This window comes from Tamlana crocina (assembly GCA_040429635.1).
Classification (GTDB): Bacteria; Bacteroidota; Bacteroidia; order Flavobacteriales; family Flavobacteriaceae; genus Flavisericum; species Flavisericum crocinum.
In genome coordinates this window covers 983,276-995,635 of sequence record CP158972.1, presented here as the reverse complement: position 1 = coordinate 995,635, position 12,360 = coordinate 983,276, and the positions used below count along the sequence as shown (strand labels likewise).

Annotated in this window: 10 protein-coding genes; all 10 read right to left on the bottom strand. The window is 41.2% G+C overall.

Features of this window, described 5'->3' with window-relative positions; all coding sequences use genetic code 11:
• Nucleotides 1-52: 52 nt before the first annotated feature.
• The 10 genes from ftsA to ABI125_04380 all read right to left on the bottom strand — a co-directional run bounded on the left by ftsA (nt 53) and on the right by ABI125_04380 (nt 12,335).
• Nucleotides 53-1,375: a cell division protein FtsA gene (gene ftsA, locus ABI125_04425; GenBank protein XCF07102.1), complete on the bottom strand. Its 1,323-nt coding sequence runs from the start codon at nt 1,373-1,375 to the stop codon at nt 53-55.
• 3 nt (nt 1,376-1,378) lie between these two features.
• Nucleotides 1,379-2,098 carry a hypothetical protein gene (locus ABI125_04420; GenBank protein XCF07101.1) on the bottom strand — a complete coding sequence of 240 codons (720 nt, stop codon included), beginning with the start codon at nt 2,096-2,098 and terminating at the stop codon, nt 1,379-1,381.
• On the bottom strand, nt 2,088-3,440 hold the full coding sequence (gene murC, locus ABI125_04415) for a UDP-N-acetylmuramate--L-alanine ligase (GenBank protein ID XCF07100.1): 1,353 nt from the start codon (nt 3,438-3,440) through the stop codon (nt 2,088-2,090). The genes ABI125_04420 and murC overlap by 11 nt, the downstream gene beginning before the upstream one ends.
• Complete coding sequence (murG, locus tag ABI125_04410) at nt 3,437-4,552, bottom strand: undecaprenyldiphospho-muramoylpentapeptide beta-N-acetylglucosaminyltransferase (protein ID XCF07099.1); 1,116 nt, start codon at nt 4,550-4,552, stop codon at nt 3,437-3,439. The genes murC and murG overlap by 4 nt, the downstream gene beginning before the upstream one ends.
• Nucleotides 4,553-4,906: a four helix bundle protein gene (locus ABI125_04405; protein XCF07098.1), complete on the bottom strand. Its 354-nt coding sequence runs from the start codon at nt 4,904-4,906 to the stop codon at nt 4,553-4,555.
• A gap of 36 nt (nt 4,907-4,942) precedes the next feature.
• Nucleotides 4,943-6,145 (bottom strand): FtsW/RodA/SpoVE family cell cycle protein, encoded by a 1,203-nt coding sequence (locus tag ABI125_04400; protein XCF07097.1) that lies wholly within the window; start codon nt 6,143-6,145, stop codon nt 4,943-4,945.
• A 101-nt stretch (nt 6,146-6,246) separates the two neighbouring features.
• Nucleotides 6,247-7,584: a UDP-N-acetylmuramoyl-L-alanine--D-glutamate ligase gene (gene murD / locus ABI125_04395; GenBank protein XCF07096.1), complete on the bottom strand. Its 1,338-nt coding sequence runs from the start codon at nt 7,582-7,584 to the stop codon at nt 6,247-6,249.
• A gap of 51 nt (nt 7,585-7,635) precedes the next feature.
• Nucleotides 7,636-8,877 (bottom strand): phospho-N-acetylmuramoyl-pentapeptide-transferase, encoded by a 1,242-nt coding sequence (gene mraY, locus ABI125_04390; GenBank protein XCF07095.1) that lies wholly within the window; start codon nt 8,875-8,877, stop codon nt 7,636-7,638.
• A 45-nt stretch (nt 8,878-8,922) separates the two neighbouring features.
• Complete coding sequence (locus ABI125_04385; protein XCF07094.1) at nt 8,923-10,386, bottom strand: UDP-N-acetylmuramoyl-L-alanyl-D-glutamate--2,6-diaminopimelate ligase; 1,464 nt, start codon at nt 10,384-10,386, stop codon at nt 8,923-8,925.
• Entirely contained in the window at nt 10,383-12,335 is a 1,953-nt protein-coding gene (locus tag ABI125_04380) for a penicillin-binding protein (GenBank protein ID XCF07876.1), read from the bottom strand. The genes ABI125_04385 and ABI125_04380 overlap by 4 nt, the downstream gene beginning before the upstream one ends.
• Nucleotides 12,336-12,360 lie beyond the last annotated feature (25 nt).

Below are 12,360 nucleotides of genomic sequence, written 5' to 3'. Positions count from 1 at the left end.
CTCTTTTTTGGGGTTTGTACTCTATATTTATTTCAATGGATTCAAAAAAATACTACTCTGCGTTATCTAAAAAATCTTTAACGCGTTCGGTTAATTTATCTAAAAATGAACGTCGCTCTTTAATCGGTTTTGGCTTAACCTCTTCTTCCTCGTCATTTGGAGTCGCTTCATTTTCAGCTTGTTTTTCTTCCTCTTGTTGCTCTATTTTTTTTCTTTCGTTTCGTTTTAGGCCGTCCAACACCAAACCAACAGCCGTTGCAAATAGCGGGCTGGTAATATCGTCGTCACTATCGCCTGCTAAATGCTCGTTGGGGTAACCAATTCGGGTATCCATTCCCGTAATGTACTCCACCAACTGCTTTAAATGCTTCAATTGGCTACCACCACCAGTTAACACAATACCGGCAATCAATTTTTTCTTTTGCTCTTCGTGGCCGTAATTCTTTATCTCTACATACACCTGTTCGATAATTTCAACCACACGGGCGTGAATGATTTTCGAAAGGTTTTTCAAGGTGATTTCTTTGGGCTCACGACCTCTTAAACCAGGAATGGACACGATTTCGTTATCCTTGTTTTCACCTGGCCAAGCGGAACCGAATTTTATCTTCAGCAATTCGGCTTGTTTTTCAATGATGGAACAGCCTTCTTTAATATCTTCGGTAATCACATTTCCTCCGAAAGGGATCACTGCCGTATGGCGAATAATGCCGTCTCTAAAAATGGCTAAATCTGTGGTTCCGCCACCTATATCGATTAGCGCCACACCTGCTTCTTTTTCTTCTTGGCTCAGAACGGCATTGGCCGACGCTAAAGGCTCAAGTGTGATTCCCTCTAAATTTAAACCGGAGCTTTGCACACAGCGCCCAATATTTCTGATGGACGATACTTGACCAACTACCACATGGAAATTGGCTTCCAAACGCCCGCCATACATACCAATAGGCTCCTTAATTTCGGCCTGCCCATCTACTTTGTATTCCTGCGGAAGCACATGGATGATTTCCTCACCCGGAAGCATGACCAATTTATGCACTTGTCCGATCAATCTATCGATATCGTCATCATCAATAACCGTTTCGGAATTTGCTCTAGTGATGTAATCGCTATGCTGAAGGCTTCTTATATGCTGTCCAGCAATACCTACGGTAACATCTTCAATTTTTATATCTGCAGCAGCTTCGGCCTCTTGTACAGCCTGTTGAATTGACTGAATAGTCTGGGTAATGTTATTGACCACACCACGGTGAACACCCAGACTTTTAGATCGACCAATACCAAAAATTTCGACCTTGCCGTATTCATTCTTACGACCAATCATCGCCACAATTTTTGTGGTCCCTATGTCTAATCCAACTGCTAAATTATGCTCCATAGTTTAAATTTTAGTACATATAACTTGGTTTTCAAACTGCAAATTCACTTTACTGTAACCATTCAATGTTTTGTCTTTAAGGTTTTTGCTATAAAACGCCTTTAGGTTATTTATTTTTCTGTCTAAAAAATTGGCATCGCCCAACTTTACTGTAAACGGGCACTGCCTTAGCTTTAAATAAAGTTGTTTATTGAGGTCTTGATGAATTTCGATTACGTGCTTATTCAAAAACCCGTCCAACCTCACTTTACGTGCTATTTTATAGACGTTGTTTAAATTATTTTTTTCTACATAACCGGTAACCAATGGCACTCTAGCGGAATAATTGTTTGACAGCGGCATGAACGAACCTTCGTCATCAATGTAATAAGACGCATTTGTACTTACTCTGGCAATAGGTGTTTTTTGTTCTATGTCAGCATTAAGTGTACCATTTACAGTAACATACACTTCTGCAGTCTTTATCATTGGATTAGATTTGAGGGCATTCTCTAATTCATTCAAAACTAAAGTTTCTTTGGCTAGATTTTTAACGCCTTTAGAATTTTGTATTAACAACTTACTAACAGCCTCATTGGTAATAAACAGATTGTTTTCGCCCATAAAATGCACATTAGGACTGGAAATTTTGCGTGCACCATTTCGCTTTGATGCAAAGGCAAACAAAAAGACTACCAACACCAACAAAATCAGCATTTTTATGTAATTCCAGTTAATCTTCACGGCTCAATGCTTTTTTAATCCGTTTTACTTCTTCTCCAATATCTCCGGCGCCTATGGTCAACACCACTTGCGCATCGCTTTTTTGTATTTCTGAAATCAGTTCTTGTTTGTCAATCAGTTTTTTATGTTCATTGCTCACTTTTTCCAACAACCATTTTGAAGTCACTCCTTCAATGGGCAACTCTCGGGCCGGATAAATATCCAATAACAAGAGTTCATCGAACTGAGACAAACTTGTAGCAAAGCCATCAATAAAATCGCGCGTACGACTAAACAAATGCGGCTGAAAAACCGCCAAGACCTTTTTGTTCGGGTACATCTCCCTAACGGCTTGGTGGGCAGCGTTTATTTCTTCAGGATGGTGTGCATAATCGTCTATGTACACCAAATTTTCGGTTTTAACATGGGTTGAAAAACGACGTTTCACGCCCTTGTAAGATGCTAAAGCTTTGGCGAGCTGTTGGTGCGGGCAACCATATTCTACAGCCATCGCCAAGGCTAACAAAGCATTCGACAAATTATGTCTACCAGGTAGGTTAAATTCTAATTTTTCAAGCCGTATTTCTGGTGTTTTAACATCAAAAATGTAACTTCCGTTTTTTATTTTTATATTCTGAATGGTGTAATCCGAATCGTCTTCAATACCGTAGGTTATACCGCTTAATGGCAAACCGTTTTTTACAAATAATTTTCCGCCGGGCTTAATTCTTTTTGAAAAATCCGTGAACGAACTTTTCAGCGCGTCGGCATCGCCATAAATATCCAAATGGTCCGCATCCATCGAAGTAATACCCGCAAAATTAGGTGACAAGGTTAAAAACGAACGATCGAACTCATCAGCCTCAACCACACTTACATCTGTTCCTTCAAGAATTAAATTTGAATTGTAGTTTTCGCTAATTCCACCCAAAAAGGCAGTAAGCGGCACACTGCTCTCGCGCAATAAGTGCCCCAAAATACTAGTCGTGGTGGTTTTACCGTGCGTTCCAGCAACCGCCAAACAGAAGGTATTCTCAGTAATCAACCCCAAAAGTTTGGAACGTTTTACCACTTGAAAGCCGTTATCAATAAAATAATTCAACTCTTTATGCCCTTTCGGAATTGCTGGCGTGTAAACGATTAAGGTGCTTTCTTTTTCCAAACACACCTCTGGAATGTTTTCAACGGCATCTTCAAAATGCACCTCAATACCGGCATTTTGCAACTCGGTAGTCAAATCGGTTGGCGTTTTATCGTAACCCGCCACAAACTTTTCCCCAGCTTGGAAATAGCGCGCCAAGGCACTCATGCCAATGCCGCCAATACCGATGAAATAAATATTTTTTAACTGGTTTAAGTTCATTTTTGTTCTTTCAAAAGTTTTTCAACCTCGTCCGCAATTTCTTTTGTGGCATTCATCAACGCCAATTGTTTTATGTTTTTACTCAATTCTTTTTGCCTATCGGAAGAAGCCACCAACTGCGAAAACTTATTTTCAAAATCGGCATCCAAATCTTCTTCCTTGATAATCATGGCCGCATTTTTATCCACAATCGCCATGGCGTTTTTGGTTTGATGATCTTCGGCCACATTGGGCGACGGTATAAAAATAACGGGTTTACCAACGATGCAAAGCTCGGACACCGAACTCGCTCCAGCCCTCGAAATCACCAAATCAGCAGCCGCATAGGCAAAATCCATATTATTTAAAAACTCAAAAACCTGAACGTTTTTGGTGTTATTATAAATTTTATATTGTTGATAATACAGCTTACCACATTGCCAAATGATTTGGACGTTTTGGGTGTCGAAAAAATCCAATTCCTTTTCAATTAATTCATTGATGCGGCGCGAACCCAAACTTCCACCGATTACCAAAAGCGTATATTTTCCGTGTTTTAAACCGAAAAAATCTTTGGCTTCTAATGTTTTGGTTTCCACATCCAACAAACCTTGACGCACCGGGTTCCCTGTCTTTACCATTTTATCCTTCGGAAAAAAGCGTTCCAAATTATCGTACGCCACACATATTTTATAGGCTTTTTTTGCCAATAGTTTATTGGTTATTCCAGGAAACGAATTTTGCTCCTGAATTAACGTCGGAATACCTTTTGAAGCCGCCACATGCAATAACGGCCCACTGGCGAACCCTCCCGTTCCAATAGCAACATCAGGCCTAAACGCGTTTACTATTTTTCTTGCCTTCCACAAACTGCTCATCACCTTAAACGGAAAACTCAAATTCTTCAAAGTCAGTTTGCGTTGAATACCAGAAATCCAAAGCCCTTCAATCCTATATCCAGCCTGCGGCACTTTCTCCATCTCCATGCGGCCCTTCGCCCCAACAAACAAAAATTCAGCGTCCGGAAAACGCGATTTCAGTTCGTTGGCAATGGCTATAGCCGGATAAATATGTCCGCCGGTGCCACCACCCGATAGAATAATTTTATATGTTTTCGATTTACGATTCACCATTTACGATTTACGATTTCTCAGCGTTTTAATAGACGCCACTACAATTGCCAGCAATTCGTCTGCCTCTTTATGCAATCGCTTTATCTCATCTTGTTCTATTGCTCCTATTTCTAAAAACAACTCCAAAAAATACATACTCTCATCCGCCTCCTCTTCAACTATCTTTAATTTATTTATAAAATCGGCTGTTGATTTCGCCCGACAAGCCGCCCTATAGTTTGCCCCTACCGAGCTCGAACACCTTATCAACTGATTGCAAAATGCGCTATACTCTCTTGACACCGGAAACTTAGAACAAAGCTTCCAGCAATCTACAGCATATTTTTTTGTTCTATCTTTTAATATTTGTTTCATGCTCAAATCGTAAATCTAAAATCGTATATCGTGATTTCATAAAGCTTCGCTGAGAATTTCCAACGGATTTTCTTCATTCTCTTCACCCGTTTCTTTTTCCTTTATCTCTTCCCTTTTTGCACTTACACTCAAAATAATTCCAATAGCCAAGCAGGTCATCCAAATGGAGGTTCCCCCGCTACTAATCAATGGTAAGGTTTGCCCCGTTACCGGGAATAATTCTACCGCAACAGCCATATTGATTAAAGCCTGAAAAACGATGGGCAACCCCACACCCAAAACCAACAGCTTACCAAAAACGGTATCGGCCTTTTGGGCAGCAATGACAATTCTGAACAACAGCCACAAATACAAGGTCATGATGATGAATCCGCCAATTAACCCATACTCCTCTATAATAATCGCGAAAATAAAATCGGATGACGACTGCGGCAGAAAGTTCTTCTGCATACTTTTCCCGGGGCCAACCCCCTGTATTCCGCCAGTAGCAATTGCTATTTTTGCTTTTTCAATTTGATAATCGGCTTCGGTATCTTCAGGATTTGAAAAACTTTCAATACGCCCCATCCATGTATCCACACGGTTTGGCATAGCCTCTGGAAACGCTTTGGCTATTAAAACAAACAGGGTTAACACCAAAATGCCCGAGCCGACAATCACTGCCAAATACCGAACGGGATATCCACCTAAAAACACCAATATCAACACCATTAAAAACATGATGGCCGCTGTTGAAAAGTTCGCAGGCAGAATTAAAATCAATACCAAAAAAACCGGCATCCAAAGCGGTAGAATAGACGACTTAAAAGTTACTTCTTCATCCTTTATTTTCGACATATACCGCGCCACATACACCATCAATACCACAGCCGCCAAGGTTGACGTTTGAAACGACATCCCCACAAACGGAATCTGTATCCATCGACTGGCATTGGCACCTTCAATAGTTGTGCCTTGCAACATGGTAATACCCAACAACACCAACACAATAGGAATCATAATCAACGACAGCCCCTTAAAATATCGGTACGGGATTTTGTGCACACCATACATGATAAAAAAGCCGAGAAGTAAATGCACAAAATGCTTCACAAAAAATGCAAACGTACTGCTTCCACCTCCTTTGTAGGCCAAATTACTGGCCGCACTGTAAACCGGCAAAAACGACAAAATAGCCAACAGCGCTACTATAGCCCATATTAACCGATCGCCCTTTATGTTTTTAAACAGGTTTTGCATTAGTATTCAAATATTTCCCCAATCGGGAATTTCTTTTTTTTTAAATCATTCAACTTTTTAACCTCAACAGCTTCTTCCTTTGAGAAGATTAAGATGGGCTTTTACAAATTCCTTACCGCGTCTTTAAATTGACGTCCTCGGTCTTCGTAATTTTCAAACAAATCGAAACTCGCACAAGCGGGTGACAGCAGTACATTATCACCAGATTCGGCCAACTTGTAGGCAATCTTCACCGCTTCGCTCATAAACTGGGTTTCAACAATCACATCAACCATATTGCCGAAAGTTTTCAGCAGTTTTTCATTGTCCACACCCAAACAAATAATCGCCTTTACTTTTTCATTCACAAAAGAGAACAATTCCTCGTAATTATTGCCTTTATCTACACCACCAACAATCCAAACGGTAGGCGCATCCATACTTTCCAAAGCATAATATGTGGCATTGACGTTTGTAGCCTTCGAGTCGTTTATATATTGAACTTTATTAATTTTTAACACTTGCTCCAATCGATGCTCAACCCCCTGAAAGTTCTCTAAACTTTCGCGAATAGTTTGCTTTCTTATTTTAAGCAGGTGCGCCACGGTTGAAGCCGCCATGGCATTCTTTATATTGTGCTTACCTTCCAATGCTAGTTTTGTTGTTGGCATAATGATCTGTGTGTTATTTATTGTTATTTTAATCTCTTTATTTTCGTAATATGCGCCATTTTCAATTTTCTTTTCCAATGAAAACGGCAATAATGTGGATTGAACCGGATGATTTTTTAAATGATTGACAACAACCTCATCATCGGCATCATAAATCAAAAAATCTTCTTTCGTTTGATTTTCCGCGATTCTGAATTTCGACCGTATATAATTTTCAAAATTGTAGTCGTACCGATCTAAATGATCGGGCGTGATGTTGGTGATTACCGCAATTTTTGGTTTAAAATCGACAATGTCGTCCAACTGAAAACTGCTCACTTCCAATACGTAAGTTTCAAAACCACCTTTCAAAACCTGCTTCGCAAAACTATCGCCGATGTTGCCCGCCAAACCCACGCTTAACTCCTGTTTTAACAAATGATGCGTTAACGTGGCCGTGGTGGTTTTGCCGTTACTCCCCGTAATGGCCACCAGTGTGGCATCGGTGAATTTTGCTGCAAATTCAATCTCTGAAACTACCGGAATTCCGTTTTCACGGATTTGCTTCACTAAAGCTACTTTATCAGGAATACCGGGGCTTTTCATCACCAAATCGGCATTCATAATTTTTGATTCCGTATGGGTTTCATCCTCCCAATCAATCCCATTATTTATAAGAACTTGTTTATATTTCTCTTTTATTCTTCCTTTATCGGAAACGAATACCTCGCATTCTTTTGCTTTTCCCAAAAGCGCCGTTCCTACACCGCTTTCTCCGCCGCCTAATATCACCAATCGCTTTTTTGTCATTCTCATTCCTTTTCTTAAGATGCTTCGACTGCGCTCAGCATGACACCCTTGCTACCTAATTTTCAGTGTTACTATCGACACGATGGCCAATAGAATTCCAATAATCCAAAATCGGGTGACGATTTTGCTTTCGTGATAGCCCAATTTTTGATAATGATGGTGCAGTGGCGACATTTTGAAAATGCGACGCCCCTCACCATATTTCTTTTTCGTGTACTTGAACCAACTCACCTGCATCACTACCGATAAATTTTCAGCCAAGAAAATGCCGCACAACACCGGAATAAGCCATTCCTTTCGCACTGCGATGGCTATTACTGCAATTATTCCGCCGATAGTCAAACTTCCCGTATCACCCATAAACACTTGCGCCGGAAAGGTATTGTACCACAAAAACCCGATGAGCGCTCCAACAAATGCGGCAATGTAAATGGTGATTTCCTCCACGCGGGGGATGTACATAATGTTTAAGTATTCCGAAAAAATGATGTTACCCGAAACCCATGCAAATATGCCCAGCGTAAGGACGATTATTGCCGAAGTGCCCGCTGCCAATCCATCAATACCGTCGGTAAGATTGGCACCGTTTGAAACTGCCGTGATAATAAAAATGGCTACCAAAATAAATACTACCCATGCGTATTTTTCTAAATTCGGACTGATCCAAGTGATGACTTTTGCATAGTCGAACTCATTCCCCTTTACAAAAGGAATCGTTGTTTTGGTAGACTTCTCTTCCGCTTTAAACAGTTTTGCGGGTTCTAGATCTGGATTTTCAGCCAACAACACCTTTTGCTCTTCAACTGGCAGCTTTTCCTTCATGGTCACATCGGGACTGAAAAACAAAGTCGCACCGACAATAAGCCCTAGACCGATTTGCCCCATTACTTTAAACCGACCTTTTAGCCCTTCTTTATCGTTTTTGAATTTTTTGATGTAGTCATCAACAAAGCCGATAGCACCCATCCAAAGCGTGGTCACAATTAAAAGGACGATGTAAATATTCTCTAGTTTCGCCAACAGCAGCACCGGAATTAAAGTCGCCAAAATGATGATAATCCCGCCCATGGTTGGCGTTCCAGCTTTTTCGCTTTGCCCTTGCAGGCCTAGATCGCGCACCGTTTCGCCTACTTGCTGTTTTATCAAAAACCGAATGATCCGTTTTCCGTAAATGGTTGAAATCAACAACGACAAAATCATGGCCGCCGCCGCCCTAAAGGTTAAAAACCCAAAAAGCGTCGCCCCCGGAAACTGGAACTGTTTTTCTAAATATTCAAATAGGTAGTATAACATTAGTTATTGCTTGTTGAGATGCTTCGACTGCGCTCAGCATGACATTTATTTTTGTAATTGCTTTAAAAATTCTTGTACTATTTTAAAATCATCAAAATCGGAACGTACACCTTTAATTTCCTGATAGGTTTCGTGTCCTTTTCCGGCAATTAAAATGATGTCATTTGGCCGTGCCATTTGGCAGGCCGCTTTTATGGCTTGCTTTCTGTCTTCAATCGTTAAAGCCTTTTTAAAATTTTGGGGCTCCACGCCCGCTTCGATATCCTTTAAAATATCAGCTGGGTTTTCACTTCGCGGATTATCACTCGTAAAAATCACCTTTGTGCTCAACGCCGTAGCGATATGCCCCATTTTTGGACGTTTGGTTTTATCGCGATCGCCACCACAGCCCACCACCGTAATCAATTCTTCGTTTTTGGTACGGATGCTGTTGATGGTTTCCAAGACGTTTTTAAGCGCATCGGGTGTATGGGCATAATCGACAATAGCCGTAATTTTTTCATTTGACACCACATATTGAAAACGACCACTTACGCTTTCCAAATCACTTATCAATCTTAGAATTTCCACCTTTTCCAATCCCAACAACTCAGCCGTAGCGTAAATGGCCAATATGTTGTATGCATTGAAATTCCCAATCAATCGTGTCCAAACCTCACTATCGTTTACTTTCAGCAGCAAACCGCCAAACTGATTTTCTAAAATCTGCGCTTTATAATCGGCATACTGCTTTAAGGCGTAAGTCTGTTTTTTGGCCCGTGTGTTTTGCAACATCACCAGCCCATTTTTATCATCCACATTCACCAATGCGAACGCATTTTTTGGCAGTCCGTCGAAAAATTTCTTTTTCACATCACGGTATTCCGCAAAGGTTTTATGGTAATCCAAATGGTCATGCGACAAATTGGTAAAAATCCCACCTTCAAATTGCAAACCTTCGGTTCGGTATTGATGGATGCCATGCGAACTCACCTCCATAAAGCAAAACTCAACGCCCGCAGTATTCATTTCACTTAAATATTTATTGATAGTGAGTGAATCTGGCGTAGTGTGCGTTGCTTTGTGCTCCACATCGTCCACCATAATTTTCACGGTAGATAGCAGCCCCACTTTATAGCCCGCCTTCTTAAACAATTGATACAGCAAACTGGCCACGGTGGTTTTTCCATTGGTTCCGGTAACCCCCACCAGTTTCAAGTTTTCGGATGGCGCATCGTAAAAATTGGACGCCATAAACGCAAGTGCTTTTTGGGAATCATCCACCTCCACATAGGTGATGCCCTCCACTAATTTTTCAGGCAAGGCTTCACAAACAACGACTACCGCACCGCTTTCAATGGATTTTTCAATAAAATGATGCCCATCGGCCACCAAACCACGCACCGCCACAAACAATCCGTTTTTTTCCACCTTTCGGGAATCGAATTGAATGGCAGCAATCTCGACATCGGTCGAGCCCACCACAGCGTTTATGGAAACCTTATAAAGTATATCTTTTAATGTTTTCATGAAGCCGTTAATACTATAGTTTGGTTATTTTTTAGTTTTGTTTTTTTGTTCACCGACTGAGATTTTACAATTCCCGAACCATTCAATCTTACCTTTACATCCACCTGCATGTTTTCGAGCAATGCCAAAGCATCCATAGCAGGCAAGCCTACCACATTCGGCATAATGGTTTTATAGGTTTGGGCCGTTTTGTAATACCCGTTGAATTCCTCTTCAACCGAAGCCACTTTCACTTCCAAATTTTCAACCTCATCGATAATAGGCGTATCGGTAAATATTTTTTGGGCAATGCGTTTAAAAACCGGCCCAGTAACATCGGCTCCGTAATAACCTTTTGCAACACTGGGCTTGTGAATTACCACAATACAGGAATACTTTGGGTTTTCAGCCGGAAAATAGCCTGCGAATGACGAGATATACCTGCGGTTTTCTTTCCAGTCTTTCATCCAGTATTCAGTTTGAGCCGTTCCTGTTTTCCCTGCCATGGAAAAATATTCTGAATACAACGAACGCCCCGTGCCACGATCCACCACATTTTTCAAAATAGTCTGGATTTCCTTTAAGGTTTTATCAGAACAGATTTTATCTCCTGAACCATTTTCTTCAAAAGTCTCGATAACTCTATCCAATTCCTTCACCTCTTTAATAAACTTCGGTTTCACCCAAATTCCATTGTTGGCTATGGCGTTATAAAACGTTAATGTTTGTAACGGGGTTAACTTCAGGTTGTAACCGTATGCCATGGACGGCAAGGCGTTTTTACTCCAAATTTTATCACCTGGCTCAGGAATTACCGGATTTCCCTCACCAATAATTGGCAAGCCCAACGGCTCATCGAGATGCCAATCTTTCAAATGACTGATGAATTTTTTGGGATTTTTGGAATACCCCTCATCAACAATTGTTGCCAAACCAATATTTGAAGACACCTCCAACGTTCTTGCTACCGAAATTTTTCCGTGACCGTGTGTATCGTAAATACCCCTTCCGTAGAATTGTTTGTAGCCCAACCCCGTATCGACTACCACAGAAGTATCCACAACTTTATCTTCCAAAGCCGCCATTAAAGCCATCACTTTAAAAGTAGAACCTGGCTCGTGCGATTCGCCTACGGCATAGTTTAACCGTTCATAATAATGGCCATCTTCATTTCTTCCTAAATTGGAAATGGCACGAATTTCACCTGTTTTGGTTTCCATTACCACCACACAACCATGATCGGCCTCATACTCTTCCAACTGACGCAGCAAAGCATGATGCGCAATATCTTGGATATTCACATCGATCGTTGTATAAACATCGTAACCATCCTGAGGCTCAATTTCGTTGGCATCGCTCAATGGCTTCCATTGACCTTTGCCTATTTTTTGCTTTTTGCGCTGCCCATTAACGCCACGCAAATATTTCGCCCCGAAAGCCCCATCGATACCCGCACGGGTAACATTGCCTTGATCATCAAATCGCTCGTAACCAATGGAACGCTGCGCAATAGCCCCCATAGGATGCTCTCTTTTTGTTTTTTGCTCAACAATCAATCCGCCTTTGAAAGCCCCCAAACTCAACATAGGAAAGTTTCTCAATCGGATATAATCGGAATAACCAATATTTCTGGCCAACAAATAGTAGCGGTTTTTATTGGCACGCGCTCTGCGCAGCGCCTTTTCATAAGTGCTTGCCGATTTGCCGGAGTATTTTGAAAGCGAATCCGCTAGCGGCTTCACATATTTTTCGAAAGTAGTCGCTGTTGGCGTTAAGGCATCAAAACGAATATCGTATTTAGGAATGGAGGTAGCTAGCAAGTTCCCGTTAACGGAATACACATTGCCCCGATTGGCAGGAATCACAACATCCTTAACCACGCGTTCGGTTGCCAACGCCCGATATTTATCGCCCTGCACCAACTGAATGCTCAACAATTTAAACACCACAGCCAGCCCGAAGACGAACATACATCCGGCGATAAAATACAAACGG

What these genes read in the sequence shown, in the direction of transcription:
- ftsA (XCF07102.1), bottom strand. Translation starts at nt 1,375, where the DNA reads ATGGAGCATAATTTAGCAGTTGGATTAGACATAGGGACCACAAAAATT.
- murC (XCF07100.1), bottom strand. Translation starts at nt 3,440, where the DNA reads ATGAACTTAAACCAGTTAAAAAATATTTATTTCATCGGTATTGGCGGC.
- murG (XCF07099.1), bottom strand. Translation starts at nt 4,552, where the DNA reads ATGGTGAATCGTAAATCGAAAACATATAAAATTATTCTATCGGGTGGT.
- ABI125_04405 (XCF07098.1), bottom strand. Translation starts at nt 4,906, where the DNA reads ATGAAACAAATATTAAAAGATAGAACAAAAAAATATGCTGTAGATTGC.
- ABI125_04400 (XCF07097.1), bottom strand. Translation starts at nt 6,145, where the DNA reads ATGCAAAACCTGTTTAAAAACATAAAGGGCGATCGGTTAATATGGGCT.
- murD (XCF07096.1), bottom strand. Translation starts at nt 7,584, where the DNA reads ATGACAAAAAAGCGATTGGTGATATTAGGCGGCGGAGAAAGCGGTGTA.
- mraY (XCF07095.1), bottom strand. Translation starts at nt 8,877, where the DNA reads ATGTTATACTACCTATTTGAATATTTAGAAAAACAGTTCCAGTTTCCG.
- ABI125_04385 (XCF07094.1), bottom strand. Translation starts at nt 10,386, where the DNA reads ATGAAAACATTAAAAGATATACTTTATAAGGTTTCCATAAACGCTGTG.
- ABI125_04380 (XCF07876.1), bottom strand. Translation starts at nt 12,335, where the DNA reads ATGTTCGTCTTCGGGCTGGCTGTGGTGTTTAAATTGTTGAGCATTCAG.